Origin of the sequence: Streptomyces barringtoniae, assembly GCF_020819595.1 — a bacterium.
In the GTDB taxonomy this organism is placed as follows: domain Bacteria; phylum Actinomycetota; class Actinomycetes; order Streptomycetales; family Streptomycetaceae; genus Streptomyces; species Streptomyces barringtoniae.
Window position 1 is genome coordinate 327,880 of record NZ_JAJHNP010000007.1, and the last position, 21,530, is coordinate 349,409.

Here is a 21,530-nt window from a genome sequence, read left to right on the forward strand (position 1 = left end):
TCAGCCTTCAAGTGGTGTGTGAACAAAACGAGTTCCGGTGCATTACGGCCCAACATGCTGTTGGGCCGCTGTCCGGCCTCGTTTCGGCCTGCCGGCGCGTTCCGGCTGACGGTGAGCGAGCAGCAGGTTGTCTGCACGGCCGCGCCGCAGGATCGGTGGACGGCGAGAAATCCCTTACTCCGCAGCCGGGTCATGCGGAAACCCGGCTGCGGAGTCGGGGCGCGGCGGAACTGGGAGACAGCCGCCCGCCGTCCAAAGTCTCCGAACAATTCGTCCGGAGATCCCGGACAGTAGCCGAAACCGAAGGAAAAGTGCAAACACTTCAAATGCGACATTCGTTCAAAGTCGCACTGCCGTTCACTTGCGCGGCATCACCAGGGCCGATTGCGATGGCGCGGCACTGCTGCGCCCATCGGGCCACCGGCTGCCGTGCCGGTCGGACGCGGGGCCGGGGGTGCGCAGCCGGCGCTCGGGACGGCCGGGCGCGGCACCGCGCAGTCCTGGACCGGTGGGGTCGGGCGGCGCTCCGGGTACGGTCACGTGGGCATGCACCAACGGGCGTGCGGGCGCGTGGCACATGACGGCAGGAACGGCGTCGTCCTCGCCGACGGATGTCCGACGGCTTCTGCGCATTGACCGGGTGGTGTTGGCACGCGTCTGTGGGCGGCGTGCGCGCAGGCGACCGCCGCCGGTCCGGCGCATCGGCGCAGTGTCCTGCCTCGGTTGATCCGGTCTTGTTCAGCAGGCACCGGGCGTGGGCGGTTTCGCCACTCCTCCGCCCGCAAAGGGCCTTCCACGGCACCAAGCCCCCGGGGGACCTGCGTTCGGTGGACACGGCCCGGTCGCCCAGGGCAGAGCTCCGCCGGGCACGACCGGTTACCGCTCGACAAGGGGGAGATGAATGGCCTTTGTCACCTGCGGGCGGAACTCAGCTGACAGCCAGTCTGTAGACCGTCAACTCGTGTCCGTCGACACGGACATGGAAATCCGGCGGGCCTGTGCCCAGCGTGGGAACGGCGTTGTTGAGGTTCTGGAGTTCTGCGGCGCTGAGAACGGCGGCAGCAGCCTTGATCATGTCGGTGAACGTCGTCTCCGGTACCTGCCGGAGCGAGTCGCCGGAAAGCAGAACCACCGCCTCGCCCGTGCTGCTGCGCACGACAGCGGTCATGGGGGCTCCTTGTACGACAAGCACCTGCTACCCCTCTCGGCGTGTCCTTTTCGACCCGCTGGATGCCGGCACGGCAGGAGGACAACCTTCGCTCTTCCCGCGACCGTGTGCCGTGGTGCAGGCACTGGATTTCGGGAAGATTCCGCCGAGCTTAGCGGGAGAGACATGGCCGAGTGGACGGACCTGGCGGGCGTGCATGTGCTCGATTCCCCGCGGCCGCAGGTCCGGTGGTGCTGTCGGTGAACGCGGTGCGCGGCGACCTGGGTGTGGTTCGGACGGGTCGCCGCGCCGGCCCGGCCGCAGCGTTGGCCGGCGGCAGAGGCTGGAGCGGACGACGCCCACCGGCCCGTTCGTCCCGCGATGCCAGGTCGGCCGGTGACATCCCTCCTCGGGCAGTCGCCTCGTGCCGGGACGACCGGCACGCGGTGATCCACGGAAAGGGATTCTGGCGGGAGCGGTGTCATCTGCGTGTGCGCCAGGTGCGCTTGTCTTCCTGCAACGGCCCTGGATCCTGGGACGCATCGATCTCCGCTTGGAGTTCGATCGCGTGAACGATGCTCCCGTTCAGTGTCCTGCGGATGATGGGATCTGTGATTCTCCACGCAGTCATGGCGTCGTCCGGCGAGAGTGTCGTCGAGTTCGGTGCCCGTCGTGGTGATTGAGGCGCTCGCTGCTCAGGAATGAGACCGCTCTCCACCAGAATCCTCCGATGATCAAGATTGAGGACCGTCGCCCACGTCGTCAATTGCGAGGGCAGCGGCAAGGTTTTGCCGTCCAGTGTCCGGCTGATGGTGGTCAGGCTCAGACCGGTCGCGGCCGCCAGTTGTGCCCGGCCGCCCTGCCGTCGGCGGACGTCGTATCCGGCTGCCGTCGCAGCTCCTGTGAGATACGCGGCGACCCGCTGCGCCTGAGCCTGCCGCTTGGCCCGGCTTTCGTGGGGGGAATCCTTCGCACTCCGCATGCCTCGGAGGGTAGCGCGCAGGCATGTCGTCACACGCTAGTTGCACGCGTGCACCTTTGCAGGTCAAAACCTAGATCGGCATTTCTGCAGGCCACATCCCAAATCTCGTATCTGTGTGCGAATCAAAATACCCTTGCGTCACTCATGCCTGGCAACTTGCATATGTTGCGTTCGTGTGGGTTAGCCACACGGCTGCACGTTGCTGAGGGGGTCTTTTGACCATGCTTCGCCTCCACATGGCCACGCTCCTGGTAAAGGCCAGGGAGCTCGGTGACGAAAGTGTCGCCGACATGGCGCAGCGCACCGGTATCAGCAGGTCGACGCTCCACCGGCTCGCGACCGGAACGAAACAGCCGAGCCTGGCCACACTCTGGACACTGCGCGACGCCTACAGTGTCCGGCTCGACGCGCTCGTCTACGACGACCCGCAGACGATGCAGCGCAGCAGCCTTCCGCAACGGCAGCGTGTGCTTGCCCAGGACCGGCGCCGCTTGCGGCACGGGGACCGGGACCGGCACGCGGCCGGCTGAGAACCGGCCCGGTCCTGTCCCCGGGTCCGCGGCCCGGAGGCGGTCTTCGCACCACCACCTCAGCTCTGCCACGAGCCCCACCTCACTTCTGTCCACGCACGATCGGGAGCAACCTTGTCCACTCAGGCTCACGACGCTGCCTTCGACGGCAGCGCCACGGGGGAACCGGCCCTCATCACCCGTGCCCAGCAGGGCGATCGCGAGGCGTTCGCCGAGCTGTACCGGATGCACCACGGCGTTGTCGCCGCGCTCATCGGCCAGCGCGTCAGATCGAATGCCGCACTGGCCGAGGACCTCACCGCGGACGTCTTCGTGAAGGCATGGGCCAAGATCACCACCTTCACATGGAACGGTACGTCGATCCGTGCCTGGCTGTGCACCATCGCACGCAATGTGGTCATCGACCACTTCAAGACCGCCACGACACGCCGCCTCACCTTCGTCGACCAGATCACCCAGGTGGGAGACGCCTGGGCCCCTTCGGTGAGCAACCCCGAAGACACCGTTCTGTGCTCGCTCGCGCTCGACGACCTGCATCACGCCCTGTCGGAGATCACCCCCCGTCAGCAGGTCGTCATCCGGCTGCGGTTCCTGGGTGAGATGTCCGTCCGCGAGACCGCCCGCACCATGGGCACCACCGACGCTGCCGTCAAAACGCTCCAGTGGCGCGCGCTCGACTCCCTCCGCAAGGCCTACGTGGGAGCTGTGGCATGACCATCGCCTACGGCAAGGGCACGGACGTCGAGCAGGAACTCACCGCGCGACTGAGCCAACTCGTCCACGCCTTCATCGCCGATCTGAACGCACAGGGCCGCCTGGTGGAGCCCGGCGGGGCCGACACCCTCAGACGACTCCGGGAACAGAACCGGACGCAGCACAGTCTGCCGGAGGCGGAACCCGGCGACACCGCGGTCACCCGGACCGCTGCGCATCCGGCACCGGGCGCCCCGGCCCCGTGGGAGGCGATCACCGCGCCTCGCGCCGGGGAGGGCACACCCGGCGTACCCGAGACGCCCCGCCCGCTGCACATCCTCTGCGTGTCCGAGACTGCCCCCGCGAGCGCGCACGTGCTCGACTCGTACGACGCTCCGGTCGGCAGACCCGCCGCGGCCGACCCGGCCCCCGCCCAGCAGGCCGCCGAGTTCGGACCGGTCACCGGACACAGCACCGGCGCCCAGGAGTCGCGCACGGCCGACGGGGAGCAGGCGCAGCCCCCGGCCGCCGCCACAGCGGCCAGGCTGCGGGCCGAGAACGCGGGCCGGCTCGAGGTCACGCAGATCACCTCGGATCATGAACGTGTCACCGTCCACATCAACGCCATGTCGCTGGGCGACTGGGAATACTGGCTGACCGCGATCAGTGCACCCCTGAACGAGCCGACCCACCGCAGCGGATGGGCCCAGACTGCCACCGGGCACCTCGACGGTGTGGAGGTCCGTCTCACCGCGGACGCCGTGCCCCGCCTCTTGGAGGAGGCGGCGCAGAGGACCACCGAACCCTTCTGCCTGGGGGGCCGCATCTACGACCTCGCCCTCGGCCACACCGACCGCCTTGGCCAGACCTGGCACTACCACGGTCAGCGCCAGGAGGACGACACCCCCCTTTTCACCCTGGGCGGTACCAGCGGCCTGCTCTACCCGCTCACCACCATCGTTACGGCCAACGGGCCCCTCACCCCCGCCGCCGCGAACCCCGACAACCCCGAAACCTGCTGAGCACGCGTCGCACCACCGGTCGTCCCCTGCAGCCCCGGGTCCTCACGCGAGACCGCTGCATGGCAGACGATGGCTGCCGAGGCCGCAAGAGGCCACCCCGGCTGCGCGGAGTGCGGTCGTCTGACGCGCTCCGGCGGCATCGGGCTCGCCGCCGCGAGGGCGGGGCAAACTGCCGACTTCAGTCGGCACATCACTTCAACGGCTTCGGCTCGGCATGCATGCGGCTTACGGCGGCGCGTCGCCGAGGGCAGGGGCACGGGCCCACCGCGAGGGCGGTGCGCGGTACTCGGGGCGGCCGGGGTCCTCGCCGAGCGGCACGACCGCCAAGCCCGGGACCGACCGCCCGGCATTCCACGCCGAGGACACCTCCGCCGTCCGGCGCCACGTCGCCCCTGCGGCCCAGGACGGGTGAGCCTGATCTCGCCGGCGTCGTAGGTGAACTCCTCCAGCCGGAAGTTCGATCGCGTGGCACGTCGACCTGCCGCAGGCAGCAGCGACCAACTCCAGGGTTGGCCGGGCACACTGACGCACACGGCGTCCCGCCTCGGTGAGCTGGTCCTCCAAGCCGCCGGCGCCGAGCGGCTCTCCGCGTTCCGGAGCGAGGCCCTCGGTTACGTCGAACTCGGCCGCAAGGGCGACGCAGGCATCGAGATCGGGTCGCCCGACGCCGGGTTCGTCGGCCGCAGTTCACACTCGTCCTCCACCCCGGCACCGACCCACGGCCCGGGCAGATCTGCCTGCCCATCGACGTCAACACCACCGACCGTGACCAGGACGCCGAGTTGGAGCGGCGGCTCGCGCTCGGCGGCGGCCCGCCGACGTCGGCCAGAGCGGCACCGAGAACTGGCAGGCCCTGGCCGACCCGGACGGCAACGAATTCTGTCTTTTGCACGACCGCCTGGGCCCCTGTGATTGTGTGCGCGGTGGCGCCAAGCCGCTGGGCCGTTCGCGTGCGGCCGGGGATGTGCTCCACGGTCGGCGCCCGAGCCCGGGCTCGAGTTGCGCCGTGTTGATCGACGAGCGGGCCCCGGATGCGGCGGCGGCCTTTGCGTGGAGCTGGCCGTGGGTGGGGCGGTCGGCACGCGTGTGAGAGCGCCGACCGGCCGTGTGCTTGAGGTCATGGCACGGGTGGAGGTGCGGCTCGCGGTACGGAACTCGCCCTGGCAGATGCGCTCTTCGTTCACGGTGCCGGCCGAGCTGGTCCACAGGTGTCGACCACGGCTTGCAGTCGCAGGGCAGCGTAGCGAAAGGCGCCGGTGAAAAAGAAGGTGCAGAACGCCCGGGCGGTAGGGCCGTTAGACTCATCGACAGGCGGTCACTCCCTCTCCACAGGAAGAACCGGCGTGCCCAACACACTGCAGGAAATGATCAAGCACAAGTTGGACCAGAACGGATGGTCCTACAGCGAAGTAGCGCGCCGCGGTGGCATCTCCCGCTCGACGGTCCACCATCTGGCGACTTCGGCGCGGCTGGCGCAGATGCCCCAGCAGACCACTCTGGAGGGCTTGGCCAAGGGATTGGGCATCCCGGTGGCGCCAGTGCAGAGAGCCGCTGCCGAGGCCGCGGGCGTCAACCTGTACCTCGAGGACGCGCCCGAGGCCGCGGATCCCGAGGTGGCGATCCTCATCGCGAGCGTCCACAAGTTGAGCCCGACCGACCGCCGGCATGTGGCCGTACTCGTCGAGTCGTTGCTACAGGCGAACGGCACCGGGTAGGGAAGGCGAAGTTCCGGCCGCACGTCGGGGCCCGTCACTTCGGGCGCGGAAGCGGTGGAAGCGTTCGTGCCGTGTTGAGCCAGTCGATGACGGCGTGCACGGTGACGCAGTCGAGTTCGGCCAGTTGGAAGACGGCCTGGACGTCAGCTGCAGCGAGGGGAACGCATACCTTGTCCAGGGCGCCGTACAGGCGCAGTCGGTGGGCGTGGGCATTCGAGGAGTCCTGCTCTGCGTGGATGTCGGGTCTGGGGCCGCCGGTGGCCGGCAAAGGTGGTGTCGTTTCCAATTGATCCGCCTTGGTGTGGGTGGGCAGGCTGGGCCGGCGGCTCAGACCTGCCGGGTGAAGCGGTCGAAGGTCTCGCCGAGCCGGTTCTCGAGGGAGTGAGTGTCCGGCCAGAGGGACGGACCGTGCAGTTCGCGGTGGATGGTGTCCCAGAAGGACCTGACGACCGCGTGGTCGTACCAGTCCCCTGCTGTTCCGCGGACGGGCGCGCATTTGAGCAGGTCGGCCCGCTCGGTGAAGGAGCAGGCGAGCAGGCTGTCGTGCGCGGTCCCGGCGGCCGGTTCGGCGTGGGCGGCACGGGTGATGGCGGCCATGAGGGCGTGGTGGACGAGGCCGCGGTGTGCTGTCGCGGCGGTGCTCCAGCCGATCAGGCATCGGGATGCGGTGTCGAGGACGACGGCCGTGTACAGGGGGCCCAGGAGTGTGGTGAGGGCGAGTACGTCGACGGTCCAGCGCCGGCTGGGTGTGCGGGCGCCTTCCCACGGGGCCTGGTCGTACAGCCGTCCTGCTCTGCCGCGGATTCCGGCCCCCTTCATGATGAGCTCCACAGTGGTGTGGCTGACGTCGATGCCGTAGCGGTGGCAGAGTTCCTGCCTCACCCTGCGGTATCCGTAGGTGGAGCCGGACTCCCGGTGGATGTCGAGGATCAGGCGGGTCAACCAGGCCCGGCGCAGTGCTCGTGGGGAGGGGGTGCGTGCGCGCCAGGCGTAGTATCCGGACTCCGAGACGTCGAGGAGTGCGGCGATCCTGCGTGCCGGGAAACCCTGTGACGCCATGCGGTGGATCACCTCGTAACGTCTTTTGGGGGCATCATCTGCCGCATTGTGGCGATGACTTCGCGGCACAGGAGGACTTCCTGCTCCAGTTCGTCGATGCGGGTGCGGGCCTGTGCCAGGTCCGACCCGGACGCACGGGAGCGCCGCCAGCGGTAGACGGTCTGCGGCGAGATGCCCAGTTGCCGTGCCACCTCCTTCGCCGGGTGTCCTTCGGAGACCAGTTGCTCTGCGCGGGTGCGCAATGCTGCGGGGTGAGGACTGCTCACTGGATCCCACCCGTTCATGCCGCTGCCGGAGGCTGGGTGAAGGGGCCTGTGCTGGGCCGGTTCACCGCCTGGCGTCTGCTGGTGGATGTCGCCGGGTCCGCCGTCCGCCCGGCGTTTCGAGGGTCGGCTCGCCAAGGTGTGTCTTCCCCCGACTGGCAGGCGTCGTAAGGACCCTGATACCGGCGGCAGGCCCTGACCGTCCGGTACCCGCACGGACACCCAGCCGCCGGCCGTGGTCATCACCCGGCATGCTGTGTGGGCCTCGACCCCTGCGACGCGGCAGGGGCACGCCCGGGGGCCCGCCCCTGCGCCAGGGGTCGTGCTACTGCCGGACGCTGATGGCCTGGGAGGCCTGGGACTGGGCGACCGCGAACGGCGAGTACTGGTTCACCGCCATCGACTCGTTGTGGGCGTTCACGTGCGTGATCTTCTTCGAGACGGTCGTCGTCTTGGCGAAGTTGAACGAGAACTTGCCCAGCGCCTCGCGGCTGGGCAGTAGCTCGGCGGTCTCGGCGTCAAGCCAGTCGTTGTTCATCAGGAGGCCTTTCATGAATGAAGGGATGTATGCGAAACAGGAGCCGGACCAGGCGGCGCCATCGCGGGAGCCGTAGGCCGGGCGCGACGGCGTCGCACGGATCCCGGACGGACGCTGTCACCCTGGGCGGCCGGGCCATGGGGAACATGCAGGCTTGCGCCAACCCCGCCGTCCGGAGTTTCTGGACGATTCGTCCAGAGGGCGTGGACGGTAGCCGAAAATGCACGGTCAGTGCAAACCGTCTATTTCCGACATTCGTTCAGAAGTGCGTGTCTGTTCCATTCCTTGACTCTGGGCTCAACTGCGCGCCCCATGCCCCGCGGTGCGGCCGCCGCTCCTCCGCCGGGGCGACGGTGTGCACAGATGCGAGGGCAGCACCGGCGGGCCGGCCGGCCCCTTGCCCCGACCGCTTGCCCGGCGCCGAGGCATCGAGAACGCTCCCGTCCGGGAACCAGTGGCCGCAGCCGGCCACGGACACTGTCATGAGGGCAGCGGTGGGGCCCCGGTTGCCCTCCACTGGAAGGCGCGCCGATACGCACCGCCGCCGAAGTTCCCCCTCGGGAGCCCCGGCTGGCGGCCCTGGACCCTCATCTCCCCTGTGCCGGAAAGCGCGCCGCACCGCCCGGGAGGCGCCCCGGCGACCCTCGCCTCTGCGCGGCCGCCGTGCAGCCGGCGGAAGGCGACACGCAGGAGCCCGGCGTGGTCTGCCGCCCGCGGATGGTCGGCAGGCGTCTTTCAGCGAGAAATGCACTCCATAAAAGTCGGGGCAGCACCGAGAGTCGCCTCATCGGCTTCGCCATCAGGTCACCGCACACTTTCTCATCGCATGACTCCGAAAAACGCAGGGCAATTCAAGCGGCGTATTCACGACGACGGACTCAATTCGTCGCCCGCTTGCGAACCGACCTGGCAGGCCGCGAAGTTCACCTGGGCGGGTGCCTTTTTCAGGGGTGGCGCGTATTTCCGCAAAGGGCCCGACAATACCGCTGAGCTGCCGTTTTCGATATCCCGCCCGGGAGGCTGCCGGATTGACGGTGACTCGGCCGCAATGAATTCCGCGTTATTTGATGTAGCTTCAGGCTCGGCACTAGGGCGAAACAGGCCCTGATGTTTGAAAGGAGATCAGGTGAAGATCATTGCTAAGGCAGTAGCGGGCACGCTTTTGGCGGCCGCCGCTGTCATGGCGCCTCTCTCGATGGAGGCAGCCGCTGCCCCGGCGGCTGCCTCTGTGACGGCAGTGGCGCCCTCGTTCCACCCGGGCCACCACCACGCCTACGGGTACCGCCACGCCGGTGACTGGCGGCGGGACTGCGACGACGACCGCTACGACCGCTGGCGTCACCGCAACCACTGCCACGACGACGACTACTACGGCTGGGACTGGTGCAGGTACGGCAACCACCACCGTGCCCCCTACTGGGACCGCGACTGACGTCGTCAGCCTGGACGATGTCCGCGCCGCCCGCTGTCAGGAACCCTGACCGCGGGCGGCCGGCGTTGTGACAGGGGAGAACATGCCCGCGCCGTCCGGCCGGGGACATGCCTTCACCTCACGTTCTCGGGCCGGTCGCCCTTTCCGGCACACCGAAACGAACATGTGCCGATGAGCCCGTCGAACACGTGCGACCGCCGACTACGCCGGTAAACCCGGCTGCCCGAATGCCGGCGGGATGCAGCCGACGATTGCGTGGGTGAGCGCCTGGCAGGAGTAAGGATGGCTGGCGCTGTAGTTGCTGTTCGGTTCACGCGCCAAAGGGTGTCGCACAAGGCTGGGCCCGGGCAGGTCTGGGCCCACGAGTGAGGTTGTCATCGTGTCTTGGGTTGTGATCGGCATCGGGTTCTGGGACCGGTTGCGGTCTCGATCCTGTAGGACTGCCGATGTGAGTCGTCCGCAACCGGCGGATGAGCAACGGGAGTTCATCGAGCCGTTCCTGCCGATAAGCAGGTTCGGTCCGTATCCCGAACGGCTGCGGGAGCAGGTCGAGGGGTGATCTGACGGTTCCGTACCGGCAGGCAGTGGCGGGAGTTGCCCGAGCGGCTCGGTGCCTGGCAGACCGTCTGCAACCGGTTTGTCCAATGGTGGGACGCGACCCGCAATGTTGGTACTCGTGCAGAGTTCCGTCCGTCACTCGCGTCGACGGGCCTGCACGTTCGCGAACTCCCCTGATCCGGGCGGTGCCGGAGCGCGGCGAGCAGCGCGCGGTCGGGCCAGGTGAGGTTGGGCTTGTCGATCTGCCGCTGCGGCACGGCCAGTTGGTGGCGCAGTGCCAGGATCTCGGCGTCCTCGTCTCGCTCGCCCATCGGCAGGAGTCGGATCAAGGTGAACACGCCCGTCAGGGCCGGGTAAGGCAGTCGCAGCCGCACCGGACCATCCGGGCGTCGCCCGGAGCCAGTGGGCAATCAGCGAGCGAGGCCCCCCGTCGTCACCCCTGACCGGCAGGGACTCACGACAGTGCTCACGCGCGTTCTGACCAGCACGGATGAGGTTACCGGCACCTACAGGGCCGGCGGTCGGTCCAGGCTGCTCAGCAGCGTTCGGCCCTCCTCCCGGGCGGCGGCCACCGCCGGCTCTCCGAGCCCGCACAGGCGCAGGCACGACGACGCGATGGCCTCGGTGTCAGCCGCATCCGGCTCACGGGAGCGCCGTATCTGGATGACAACCTCCACCAGCTGGATCAGCAGTTCACCGAGCCGCTCGGCGGGCAGGCCGCGCGCGACGTCCTCGGTCGCCGCCAGGGCGCCCAGCGTGCCGTAGCTCGACTGCAGACGGCCCCGCTCGGTCCGGAAGGCGTCGAACCGCTCGGCCCGTACTTCCGGCAGCAGATAGAGCGTGCCGATGTTGTACGGAGTGCGGGAGAGGGTGCGTACGTCCATGGCGGCCACGGCGTAGAGTGCGGCGGCCGCATCCGCTTGCTCGGGCACCAGGGCCCGGATCCGGTCCACCATCTGCAGACTGGGCCGGACGGACGTCGCCAGCAGCTCGGCGAGGATCTCCTCCTTGGTGGCGAAGTGGTAGTAGAGCGAGGCCTGCCTGATGCCGACCCGCTCCGCGATCATGCGGGTGCTGGTGCTGGTGATCCCATGGTCGACGAAGAGCGCCCCGGCGGCGTCGAGGATCTCTTCCCGGGCGGAGGTGCCGGGGTCGGACGGCGGCGTGTGCCGGGGCCTGCCTTGACGGGGACGCGTCGTCGTCATGGCCCCATCCTGCCACCAGGTATCCGCCCGGCGGCCTCCGGTCACGCGGACACCGTGTACGCCCGCCAGCCGCCGAAGCGGGTGATGTCGGGCGCGCCCTCGACGGCGTACGGCTCGACGAGGAAGCCGCAGACCTGCCGCCCGTCGGCCAGTTCGACGGTGCCGATGGTCATCGGCGCGGGCACGGCGGCCGTGAACGCCCCGAACCCGGCAGCGGGCAGCCGCCAGATCTCGCCCTCGACGCCCGGCCGCGCGTCGTCGCCTGACGCCGTGGCGTGACCCGCCCCGGCGCCGGCGTCCCGCGCGCCCTCGGTGACCCGGAGCAGGCCGGGCTTGGGCGGCTCGGTGGCCAGGGCGTACAGCCGGTAGCCGCCTGCGGTGCGGGCCGGGCCGACCAATGTGGCGCCGGCTTGCACCAACTGGGCATTGAGCGGCTGACCGGTGAGGTGGGCGCCGACCACGAACAGGTCGAGCCCGGGGTTGGCGAACCGCTCGGCCAGCGCGGCCAGGGCGCGGTCGGAGAAGGCCGGTCCGGTGAACATCGCGCCGAACGGCAGGCCGTCCACGAACCCGGCGGGAACGGCGAGCGAGGCGCAGTCCAGCAGGTTGGCGAAGTTGGTGAACCGTCCCAACCGGGCGTTGGCGCCGACCGGGTCGGCCGCCACCTCGTCGAGGGTGGGATGCCAGGTGGTGGTCGGCGTCAGGAGAGCTGTACAGCCGTCGAGCACCGCGCGTCCGGCGGCGCCGAGCGCGGCGAGCCTGGCGGCGTCGGCGGCCCAGTCGGCGGCGGTCTTCTCCCGGCCTGCCAGCACGATGGCGGCGACGGTCGGATCGAGGTCCGCCCCGATCAGGTCGCGGTGCTTCTCCAGATGCGCGCCCACGGCGGCGTACCGCTCGGCGACGAACGCGCCGCCGTACAGCAGGTCCGCGGCCTGAAGCAGCGGGGTGATGTCGGTTTCGACGATCTCCGCCCCGGTGCCCGCCATGCGGGCGACGGCGGCGTCGAAGGCTTCGCGCCAGCCGTCGGCCATGCCGGTCAGATGCTCCCCGGCCGGTACGGCGATCCGCGGGCGCGCGGGGGGCGGCGGAAGCTGGGTGCCGGTGCGGGAGAGCGGATCGGCCGGATCGGGGCCTTCGACGAACTCCGCGGCGGTGCGGACGAGTTGCAGATCGCGGGCGAAGACGGTCACGCAGTCGAGCGTGTAGCAGGCGGGGACCACGCCGGTCACGGGCACCAGGCCCTTGGTGGGCTTGACGCCGACGATGCCGTTGAGGGCGGCGGGCACCCGCCCGGAGCCGGCCGTGTCCGTGCCGAGCGCGATGTCGGCGATGCCCAGCGCCACCGCGACGGCGGATCCGGAGGACGACCCGCCGGAGATACGGGCCGTGTCCCAGGCGTTGCGCACCGCGCCGTAGGGGCTGCGGGTGCCGACCAGGCCGGTGGCGAACTGGTCCAGGTTGGTCTTGCCGAGCACCACCGCGCCGGCCGCGCGCAGCCGCGCCACCGCGGGCGCGTCGGCCTGCGGTTCGTAGGCGTACGACGGGGCGCCCGCGGTGGTGGGGAGGCCGGCCACGTCGATGTTGTCCTTGACGGCCACCACCAGGCCGGCCAGCGGCAGCGCCGTGTCGACTCCGGCCGCCTCGGCGAGCACCTCCTCGCGTGGTCTGAGGTGGATCCAGATCTCGGGCCGGCCGACGTCCTCGATCCGGTCGTAGGAGGCCTGGACGCGGGCGGCCGGTGTCATGGCGTTCATGCCCGCACCGCCGCGAGGATCTGGCCGGGGGCGACCTGTTCCCCGGGCTTGACGTAGATCTCCAGCAGTGTCCCGGCGGTGGGGGCGTTCACGGTGGACTCCATTTTCATCGCCTCCAGGGAGAGGATCGCATCGCCGCTCGCGATGGTGGCGCCCGGCTCGGCGGCGATCTGCCAGACGGTGGCGGTGTACGGCGCGGTGACCGGGACCGCCCCGTCCGGCAGGGTGACGGCAGCAGTGGCGGTCACGGGTTCGGGATCGTCGGCGCGGTCGAACTCTCCCGCGGCTCGCCAGCGTTGCTTCTCGGCCTCGAAGGCGGTGCTCTGCCGCCGGCGGAACGCGGCGATCGAGTCGGCCTCCGCGGCGAGGAAGGCGTTGTACTCGGCGATCGAGAAGGTGCCCTCCTCGGTCGGGAAGTCACCGCGCCCGGCGTCGGTCTCGGCCCGCAGTTCGAGCAGTTCCTCCGCGGTGACGGGATACCACTCGATGCGGTCGAAGAAGCGCAGCGCCCACGGCGAGTCCTGGAACAGGCCGCCCGTGCGGAACCGGTTCCAGATCTGCACGGTGCGGCCGACGAACTGGTAGCCGCCGGGGCCTTCCATGCCGTAGATGCACAAGTAGGCGCCGCCGATGCCGACGGAGTTCTCCGCGGTCCAGGTGCGGGCCGGGTTGTACTTGGTGGTCACCAGGCGGTGCCGTGGGTCGAGCGGGGTGGCGACGGGGGCGCCGAGATAGACGTCGCCGAGGCCGAGCACCAGGTAGGAGGCGTCGAAAACGGTGCGGTAGACGTCGTCGGCGGTCCGAAGGCCGTTGACCCGGCGGATGAACTCGATGTTCCACGGGCACCACGGGGCGTCGTCGCGCACCCCGGCCATGTACCGCTCGATGGCGAGGCGGGTCGCCGGGTCGTCCCAGCTGAGCGGCAGCCGCACCGTGCGGGAGGGGACCACCAGTTCGTCGCTGGGCGGGACTTCGTCCTCGAGCTCGCGCAGCAGGGCGGTGAGGTCACGGGCCTTCAGCCGGCGGGCGTCGGTGTGGATCTGGAGGGAGCGGATGCCCGGGGTGACGTCGAGGACGCCGTCGGGCGCGTGCGCGGCGAGCGTCTCCTGCAGGGCGTGGACCCGCATCCTCAGGCCGAGGTCGAGCACCATGGGGCCGTACTCGACCAGGACGTTGTCGTCGCCGTCCCGGCGGTAGGTGACGGCGGGGCGGGCATCGGTGGCCTCCAGGCGGCCGAGTACGCCGTCGTCGCCGTCTCCGCCCGTGCTGATCAGCGTGGGGGAGGAGCGGCGGGCATCGAGGGCGGCCGCCTCGGCTTCCCTGACCGGTACGAAGCGGACGGTGTCGCCGGGGCGGAGCTGGCCGAGCTTCCACAGTTCGCCGCTGGCGACCACCGCGGGGCAGACGAACCCGCCGAGGGACGGCCCGTCGGGGCCCAGGATGATCGGCGTGTCGCCGGTGAAGTCGAGGGCACCCACCGCGTACGGCGTGTCGTGGATGTTGGAGGGGTGCAGGCCCGCCTCACCGCCGTCCTGGCGGGCCCACCGCGGCTTGGGCCCGATCAGGCGGACGCCGGTGCGGGCCGAGTTGTGGTGGACCTTGTAGTCGGTGGCGTAGAGGGTGTCGATGTCGTCGCGGGTGAAGAACTCGGGCGCCGCGTGCGGTCCTTCGGTGACACCGATCTGCCAGTGCGAGGTGATCGCCGGCCGGCGCTCGGACGGGGTCGGGCCGCCGCCGGCCGCCGCCGAAGCTCCGGGTCGCAGCACATCCCCGGCGCGCAGCGCCCGACCGCCGTGCCCGCCGAAGCCGCCGAGGGTGAAGGTGGAGGCGCTGCCCAGGTATTCGGGTACGTCGATGCCGCCCCGGACGGCCACATAGCTGCGCAGGCCCGGCCCACGGCAGGCGCCGAGCACCAGGGTGGCGCCGGCCCCGACCGTGACCGGCTCCCACAGGGCTGCCGCGCTGCCGTCGACCGTGACCGGTACGGGGGCGCCGGTGACGGCGACCACGGTGGCGGCCGAGAAGCGCAGGGTCAGCCCGCCCGCGGTGACCTCCAGGCCAGGCGCCTGAGCCGGGTTTCCGACGGCCAGATTCGCCTCGGCGAAGGAGACGGCGTCGAAGGGGCCGCTCGGCGGTACGCCCACGTGCCAGTAGCCGAGCCGGCCCGGGAGGTCCTGGACGGTGGTCATCGCGCCCGGCACCAGGACGTCGATGCGCGGCTCGGGGTCGACGGTGGTGGCGAGCGTGCTGGTGCTGTGCACCGCCTTGCGCACCTCGGCCCGCGAGGTCAGCTCGCGCAGCAGGCCCAGGTTGGTGACGATGCCGTCGATCCGGCTCGCGGCCAGGGCCTGGCCGAGCACGTCGAACGCGGCGTCCCGGGTGGGGCCCTTCGCGATCACCTTGGCGAGCATGGGGTCGTAGTACGGCGAGACCTCCAGACCGGTTTCGGCAAAGCCGTCGACGCGCACGCCGGGCATGTCGTCGGCGCCCTGGCCGGGGAAGGCCGCCCGGGTGATCAGGCCCGAGGACGGCAGCGAGTCCTTGCCGGGGTCCTCGGCGTAGACGCGAGCCTCCACGGCATGCCCGGCGGGCGTCCACTCCCGCTCGAACACCGTGTCCTCGACCCTTCCGTCGCGGGCCAGGGCGAGCATCAGTTCGACGAGATCGACGCCGTACGCCTCCTCGGTCACCGGATGCTCGACCTGGAGACGGGTGTTGACCTCCAGGAAGGCGGCCTCCTCGCGCGTGGGGTCGTAGACGAACTCCACGGTCCCCGCGCCCCGGTAGCCGACCGAGGCGAGCAGCCGCCGCGAGGAGTCGTGCAGCAGTGCCCGCACATGAGGAGGCAGGGCCGGGGCCGGGGCCTCCTCGATCACCTTCTGGTTGCGGCGCTGCAACGAGCAGTCCCGGTCGCCGAAGACGGCGATCCGGCCGGTGCCGTCGCCGAAGACCTGCACCTCGACATGGCGGGCGGGGCGCACGAGGCGCTCCAGGAACACCCCGGCGGACCCGAAGTTGGACTCCGCGAGCGCCGCGACGCGGGCGAAGGCCCCGCGCACCTCATCGGCGGTGGCGCAGGCCTGCATGCCGATGCCGCCGCCACCGCCGGTGGCCTTGACCATCACGGGCAGCCCGATCGAGGAGGCCGCGGTGACGGCCTCCTCGGCGCTTGCCAGCAGTTCCGTCCCGGCCAGCAGCGGCACTCCGGCGGCCTTGGCCAGGGCGCGTGCGGTGTGCTTCTCACCGAAGGCGGTGATCTGGTCCGCGGTCGGTCCCGCGAAACGCAGACCGGCCCCCTCGACGGCACGGGCGAAGGCGGTGTTCTCGGAGAGGAAGCCGTAGCCGGGGTGGATGATGCCCGCGCCCTGGGCGAGCGCGGCCTCGATGATCGCCTCGCCGCGCAGATACGACGCGCGGGCGGGCGCCGGACCGAGGCGGACCGCGTGGTCGGCCTCGCGGACGTGCGGGGCGGCCCGGTCGGCGTCGGAGAAGACGGCGACGGTGCCCAGGCCCATCCTCCTGGCGGTGCGGATCACACGGCGGGCTATCTCACCGCGGTTGGCGACGAGAACGGCGGTGGGGCGGGTCACGCGCCCTCCTTCGCGGTGCGAGCGGCGTGCGCGGACCGTGAGTCACCGGCGACCGGTGCCGGCTCCACGACGATCATCCGCAGCGGAGTGGGGTTGAAGTCGTTGCACGGGTTGTTCATCTGCGGGCAGTTGGACACCATCACCAGCACATCCGTCTCGGCGCGCACCGCAACCCGACGGCCCGGCGCCGACATGCCGTCCACGATGCCCAGTGCGCCGTCCGCCTCGACGGGCACGTTCATGAACCAGTTGAGGTTGGAGACGATGTCCCGCACCCCGAGGCCACGCCGGCCGGCCTCGGCGAGGAAGTTCTCACGGCAGCCGTGCTGGAACATCACATGATGGCCGTAGCGCAGGGTGTTGGACTCCTTGCCGCACGCGCCGCCGATGGTGTCCTGGCGGTCGACCTCGTTGGCGACGACGGTCATCAACGGGCGGCCCTCGCTGCTGCGCAGCACGGTGCCGGTGCGCACATAGGCGTTGCCCTGCCAGGCCAGGGTGTCGGGGACGCTGTAGCGCTCCTCGGGATCGTCGGCGTCGTAGAGCAGACAGTCGGCCGACTGGTTGCCGCCGACGTCGACGATCGTCAGGACGTGCCCCGTCCGCACCACCGCCGACCAGGGCGCGTTGGGGGCCACCGTCTCGTCCAGGACGACGGCGCCCTCGACCAGGCTCGCACCCCAGTCCAGGGGAGAGCCCTCCGCGTACACGGCGCCAACGGGGACGGTGGAGGCGACTGTGCCGCCGGCGGCGGTCGGGTAGTTGACGGGCCTGGTCTCGGTCCGCGTGCTCGCCATGTCACAGCCCCCGGGCTTCGCAGTAGTCGATGGTGTTGAGGTAGGCCCGGTGCAGTTCCGGAGTGGCGGTGAACCGCGGCTCGCCAGGTCCGGTCGGGGCACCGCGCCAGGCGTGCACCCGCAGTGGGCCGACCACATAGCCGGGACGAGGGTCCAGCGGATGGGCGACATTGGCGACCAGCACCAGCAGGGGCATCTCCGCCACGAGTTCGACATGCGTGCCCGCCCCCGCGCTGCCCTGCCAGGCCAGGGTGCCGTCCGGCTCGACGCGCACGCCCTGGAAGAAGGAGAGACTGGGCGGCAGGTCGCGCCGGCTCAGACCGTGCTTGGCGGCCGCCTTGAGGAAGAGCCCGCGGCCGGACGGCGACGGCCCCTCGGGGCGGGCGTCACCGTACTTGCGCTCGTTCCAGGCGTCGGTGGTGGTGCCGCAGAAGGCGTCGTGCCGGCCGGAGGAGTCACCGCTGACCACGGCCAGGACCCGGCCGTCGCCGGAGAGCAGCGGATGGTCCTGGCTCGGATACGCCTGCCACGGCACCTTCTGGGTGTCGGCGACGTTGAGCCGCTCCACCGGCTCCAGAGCGTTGAAGAGCAGCAGGTGGGCGCAGGCGTCACCGCTCGGGTCGTCGAAGCGCAGCCGCGTACCGCGGGCGAGGACCTTGTGCGTGTAGCCGCCGGGTGCCACCGTCTCCGCCCACACCAGGGCGGCCGCGTCCACCCCCGGCGGGCAGTACGGGCTGTCCGACGCCGGAAGGTACGGCATCCACGCGCCGGCCTGCCCGCCCTGGGCGCGGGCGTCGTCGCGGGCGCTTCGGACGCTGTCGGTCAGGTGCAGATCACGGGCGCGGGCGGGAGCCTGCCTGGTCGGGTAGCGGCCGTGCTGCGGTACGGCCGTCGAGCTCTCGGCGGTGGTCATGGATGTCCCGTCGTCCCTTCGTCGGTACGTCATCGATGCGTCCCCTCGCGTCACACGGGCCCTCAGGCGGGCTCGGCGACGGCCTGGGCGTCCAGGGGCGGCTCGGTGTGCGTGTGCGGTACGTGCCTCAGCTCGATACGGCGGTGCAGTCGGCGGGGGAGGAAGTATCCGGCACCGGCGGCGAGGCTGAGCCCGATGAACAGCGGGGCGCTCCACCGCAGCCACCACGTGCCGCCGGTGAGGTCGTAGATCTCCGCACGGGGCCAGATCAGATTGACCGTCATGCCGGCCTGGTAGAGCACGGCGAGCATGTTGACCGCCACTCCCCACCGGCCCAGCGAGAACAGGGGCCGGCCGGTCTCGTCGACGCCCGTCGGCAGCCCGCCGCTGCCCCTTCGCCAGATCCGGGTGACCAGCAGGGGCACCGTCACGCCCAGATAGGCCAGGTACAGCAGGGCGATGCAGAGACTGGACAGGGCGGTGAAGATCGCCGACTGGCGGATGTTGACCACGAGCGCGATCGCGGCGCCGACGCCCACCACGATCGACGTGGTGATCGGCGTACCGGTGCGGGCCGATACCTTGCCGAGGCGCCGGTGGAAGGGCAGGGCGCCTTCGCGCGCCATGGAGTACATCATCCGCGCCCCGGAGGTCTGCACGGCCAGGGTGCAGGCGAACACCGCGACTGCCACGCAGCACAGCAGCAGGCGGCCCAGAACCCCGCCGAGCCGGTCGGTGAGCACCCAGGACAGACCAGCGGCTGCCAGCTTTCCGTCGGTCAGGCTGCGCGCCGCCATCAGCCCCGACAGGATCAGCAACGCGCCGCCGACACCCGAGGTGATCAGGGCCCGCAGGATGGTCCGGGGAGTGGTCCGGCGCGGGCTGTGGGTCTCCTCCGCCAGCTCGCCCGCTGAGTCGAAGCCGACCATCACGTACGCCGCCATCAGTGAGGACGCGAGGAAGGCCCCGAAGTAGCCGCCGTGACCGGCCCAGCCGGTGGGGTGGGCCACCACCCGCGGACCCCGCTCGGGCAGGAAGAACAGGATCAGCACCAGTGCGAGCACGCCGATGATCTCGACCGTGACGCCGAAGCTGGTGGCGGCGGCCATCTGGCGGATGCCCAGGATGTTCACCACCGTGGTGATGACCAGCAGGACGCATCCCAGCAGGACCGCGTTCTGCGCCCCGGTCGGGGAGCCCACCGACGGATCGGCGCCCGGACCGCCGACGATCTGGAACCCGGACCAGATGCCCGGCAGCACCGCCTGTGCCGCGATCGCGGCCGCCGCGACCGTGAGTATCTGCCCGATGATCATGATCCAGCCGACGAACCAGCCCGTCGTGGTGCCGGCCAGCCGGCTCGACCACTGGTAGATCGCCCCGGATATGGGCCAGCGCGCGGCCAGTTCGGCGAAACACAGTGCGACGAGCAGTTGGCCCGCGAAGACCAGCGGCCAGGTCCAGAAGAACGCGGCGCCGCCGAGCCCGAAGCCCAGCCCGAACAGCTGGAAGACGGTGGTGAGGATCGACACGAAGGAGAACCCCGCGGCGAACGACGCGAAGCTGCCTACGCCGCGGCGAAGTTCCTGCTGGTAGCCGAAGAGGGCGTGGTCGGTCGTGCCACCGCCGCCAGGGTCCTGTGCAAGGGGGAGTTCGGGCCGGCTCATCGCCGCACCTCCGATCGGTCGACAGATACCTGTCGCTTGATAGGTATTGCGATCGTCGGCCGGACCGGTCTCACACCCGAGTCCGGGGAGTTAACTTCGTGTATCCGCGGGCCCGCCTCGGAGATGACTGCGTGCCGGCACTCTGCGGTGTCCCCACAGCGGACCCTCCCGCGCGAGACGCGGGATCGGCTCCGGCGTCTCCGCCGATCTCGGCGGCCGACCGGGGCTCTTGTGTCTGTGGGGGCACTTGCCGACGATCAGCTCTCGGTGCCGGCGCAGCAGCGTCGCTGGGGTGACGAAGAAGCTGCTCCAGCTCTGTCTGGGCAGCAGACGCGACAGGGCCGTCAGCAGGGCCCGGTCGGCCGGTTCCAACCTCGGTTCGCCGAGCAGGCGTTGGAGCACAGCGAGCTGCTGTCGCAGCACCAGCAGTTCGACGTCCTTGGCGGCGTTGCCCGGCAGCCGCAGGCCCGCGGCTCCAGCGACCCGCGCGTCAGCGGACAGATCCATGACCACCGCATGGATCTCGATCACGCCCCGGTCCATCACCGTCCCGCAGAGAAACGTCCTGATCAGGGGCCAAACTCGGGTTATCACGCGGGACAGGCACGCTCGGCCGGCCGGATGCGACGGGGCCCGGCCATTGCCGTTCGGGGCCTTGCTCCTGAGTGCGGCGCGGGCGAGCCGCCGGTTGTCCGTCCCCGGGCACGGCCGCATGACGGGGACGAAGGCAGCCTCTGCCGGCACCCGCAGGCCTTCGTCGCATTTGTCCCCGGTGTCTGTCCGGAACGCCGACTCGTATGGCCACGAGGTCAGTGCAGCGGGGCGGTGCTTGCCGGAATGAGCGAATTGGGGTCACTGCCCAGACGCAACGCCTGCATGCTGCCCGCTCAGGCGCGCATCCTCGGCGGCGGGTGAGTCTCCCCGTCCGACCGGTGACTGTAGGTGGCCCCGAACACCTGGCACCTCGCCGGCCTGCAGCGCCGGCTCGGGCCGCCGGCGTGGGCGACCCGGCTGAGGCGACGACCCTCGTGACGGTCGACGCCGACCAACGACGACCTACAGCGGCACATCGGCGTCATCTTCCGGGACTTCATCCGCTACGAGATGTCCGTCCGCGACAACATCGGCTTCGGCCGCATCGAGGCGATGGACGACGACGAGCGCATCCGGGCCGCAGCCGTAGCCGGAGGAGTCGACACCGTGGTGTCCGCCCTTCCGGACCGGTACGACACCATGCTCGGCCGGCACTTCGAGGAGGGCCGGCAACTGTCGGGCGGTCAAGGGCAGAAGGTGGCTCTGAGCCGGGCCTTCATGAGGAGGGCCCCGGTGGTCGTGCTCGACGAACCCACGTCGGCCATCGACGCGTAGGCCGAGTCCGAGATCTTCGACCGCTTCACGTGGCCGGTGAGGCGGACCAGCAGGGCGGGCAGATGCGGCAGAACGTGGTCTTCGCGCAGGTAGGCGTTGCGGGTACGGCCGGGTTCGGGGCGTATAGCGCTGGTGTGGCCGTGGCGGCACGGGTAGCCGGGACGGTGGTGGGTCCAGTGGGATTCCATGGGTCAGGCCGCAGACGCCGCAACACAGCAGCCCCGCCAGGAGATACGTGCGCCCGTGTACCGTCTCCCCTCGGGCACGGAGGTTCTGGACGCTGCTCCTCGGCCAAGG

General features: G+C 70.5%; 18 protein-coding genes and 2 pseudogenes. 7 read left to right on the top strand and 13 right to left on the bottom strand.

What is annotated here, in order from left to right; all coding sequences use genetic code 11:
- Positions 1-928: 928 nt before the first annotated feature.
- Together LMU33_RS15215 and LMU33_RS15220 are read right to left on the bottom strand one after the other, a co-directional pair.
- Positions 929-1,168, bottom strand: a complete 240-nt coding sequence (locus LMU33_RS15215; protein WP_228620893.1) for a hypothetical protein — start codon at positions 1,166-1,168, stop codon at positions 929-931.
- Between the two features lie 460 nt (positions 1,169-1,628).
- A complete protein-coding gene (locus LMU33_RS15220; protein WP_228620894.1) occupies positions 1,629-2,129 on the bottom strand; it encodes a transcriptional regulator in 501 nt (166 codons plus the stop codon).
- 236 nt (positions 2,130-2,365) lie between these two features.
- Here LMU33_RS15220 and LMU33_RS15225 point away from each other — a divergent pair, with 236 nt between their 5' ends.
- The 5 genes and pseudogenes from LMU33_RS15225 to LMU33_RS15245 all read left to right on the top strand — a co-directional run bounded on the left by LMU33_RS15225 (position 2,366) and on the right by LMU33_RS15245 (position 6,089).
- Positions 2,366-2,659: a helix-turn-helix domain-containing protein gene (locus tag LMU33_RS15225; RefSeq protein ID WP_228620895.1), complete on the top strand. Its 294-nt coding sequence runs from the start codon at positions 2,366-2,368 to the stop codon at positions 2,657-2,659.
- Positions 2,660-2,773: 114 nt separating this feature from the next.
- Entirely contained in the window at positions 2,774-3,373 is a 600-nt protein-coding gene (locus LMU33_RS15230) for an RNA polymerase sigma factor (protein ID WP_228620896.1), read from the top strand.
- Positions 3,370-4,374 carry a BN159_2729 family protein gene (locus LMU33_RS15235; RefSeq protein ID WP_228620897.1) on the top strand — a complete coding sequence of 335 codons (1,005 nt, stop codon included), beginning with the start codon at positions 3,370-3,372 and terminating at the stop codon, positions 4,372-4,374. The genes LMU33_RS15230 and LMU33_RS15235 overlap by 4 nt, the downstream gene beginning before the upstream one ends.
- A gap of 522 nt (positions 4,375-4,896) precedes the next feature.
- Positions 4,897-5,281 (top strand): annotated as a pseudogene (locus tag LMU33_RS15240) (VOC family protein); the annotation flags it as partial.
- Positions 5,282-5,738: 457 nt separating this feature from the next.
- A complete protein-coding gene (locus LMU33_RS15245) occupies positions 5,739-6,089 on the top strand; it encodes a helix-turn-helix domain-containing protein (protein ID WP_228620898.1) in 351 nt (116 codons plus the stop codon).
- A 34-nt stretch (positions 6,090-6,123) separates the two neighbouring features.
- On the opposite strand, the gene LMU33_RS15250 is transcribed toward LMU33_RS15245, so the two are convergent.
- The 4 genes from LMU33_RS15250 to LMU33_RS15265 all read right to left on the bottom strand — a co-directional run bounded on the left by LMU33_RS15250 (position 6,124) and on the right by LMU33_RS15265 (position 7,964).
- The gene (locus LMU33_RS15250) at positions 6,124-6,375 is read right to left on the bottom strand and encodes a hypothetical protein (RefSeq protein WP_228620899.1); all 252 of its coding nucleotides are present in this window, start codon (positions 6,373-6,375) and stop codon (positions 6,124-6,126) included.
- 41 nt (positions 6,376-6,416) lie between these two features.
- The gene (locus LMU33_RS15255; RefSeq protein WP_228620900.1) at positions 6,417-7,148 is read right to left on the bottom strand and encodes an IS3 family transposase; all 732 of its coding nucleotides are present in this window, start codon (positions 7,146-7,148) and stop codon (positions 6,417-6,419) included.
- A gap of 8 nt (positions 7,149-7,156) precedes the next feature.
- Positions 7,157-7,414: a transposase gene (locus tag LMU33_RS15260; protein ID WP_228620901.1), complete on the bottom strand. Its 258-nt coding sequence runs from the start codon at positions 7,412-7,414 to the stop codon at positions 7,157-7,159.
- Between the two features lie 322 nt (positions 7,415-7,736).
- Positions 7,737-7,964, bottom strand: coding sequence for a hypothetical protein (locus LMU33_RS15265; RefSeq protein ID WP_228620902.1), 228 nt, complete (start codon positions 7,962-7,964; stop codon positions 7,737-7,739).
- Between the two features lie 1,111 nt (positions 7,965-9,075).
- Here LMU33_RS15265 and LMU33_RS15270 point away from each other — a divergent pair.
- Positions 9,076-9,381 (top strand): hypothetical protein, encoded by a 306-nt coding sequence (locus tag LMU33_RS15270; RefSeq protein WP_228620903.1) that lies wholly within the window; start codon positions 9,076-9,078, stop codon positions 9,379-9,381.
- 1,064 nt (positions 9,382-10,445) lie between these two features.
- Here the strand turns inward: LMU33_RS15270 and LMU33_RS15280 are convergent.
- The 7 genes from LMU33_RS15280 to LMU33_RS15310 form a co-directional block, all read right to left on the bottom strand.
- Entirely contained in the window at positions 10,446-11,144 is a 699-nt protein-coding gene (locus LMU33_RS15280; protein WP_228620904.1) for a TetR/AcrR family transcriptional regulator, read from the bottom strand.
- Between the two features lie 41 nt (positions 11,145-11,185).
- On the bottom strand, positions 11,186-12,889 hold the full coding sequence (locus LMU33_RS15285) for an allophanate hydrolase (RefSeq protein WP_228620986.1): 1,704 nt from the start codon (positions 12,887-12,889) through the stop codon (positions 11,186-11,188).
- Between the two features lie 5 nt (positions 12,890-12,894).
- Positions 12,895-16,488 (bottom strand): urea carboxylase, encoded by a 3,594-nt coding sequence (gene uca, locus LMU33_RS15290; RefSeq protein WP_228620905.1) that lies wholly within the window; start codon positions 16,486-16,488, stop codon positions 12,895-12,897.
- A complete protein-coding gene (locus tag LMU33_RS15295) occupies positions 16,485-17,285 on the bottom strand; it encodes an urea amidolyase associated protein UAAP2 (protein ID WP_308280781.1) in 801 nt (266 codons plus the stop codon). Before LMU33_RS15295 ends, uca begins: the two co-directional genes overlap by 4 nt.
- A gap of 1 nt (position 17,286) precedes the next feature.
- Complete coding sequence (locus LMU33_RS15300; RefSeq protein WP_228620906.1) at positions 17,287-18,198, bottom strand: urea amidolyase associated protein UAAP1; 912 nt, start codon at positions 18,196-18,198, stop codon at positions 17,287-17,289.
- Positions 18,199-18,260: 62 nt separating this feature from the next.
- Complete coding sequence (locus tag LMU33_RS15305; protein WP_228620907.1) at positions 18,261-19,865, bottom strand: amino acid permease; 1,605 nt, start codon at positions 19,863-19,865, stop codon at positions 18,261-18,263.
- A 90-nt stretch (positions 19,866-19,955) separates the two neighbouring features.
- On the bottom strand, positions 19,956-20,396 hold the full coding sequence (locus tag LMU33_RS15310; RefSeq protein WP_228620908.1) for a hypothetical protein: 441 nt from the start codon (positions 20,394-20,396) through the stop codon (positions 19,956-19,958).
- A gap of 528 nt (positions 20,397-20,924) precedes the next feature.
- Here LMU33_RS15310 and LMU33_RS15315 point away from each other — a divergent pair.
- Positions 20,925-21,233: pseudogene (locus LMU33_RS15315) on the top strand (ATP-binding cassette domain-containing protein); the annotation flags it as partial.
- Between the last annotated feature and the right edge of the window lie 297 nt (positions 21,234-21,530).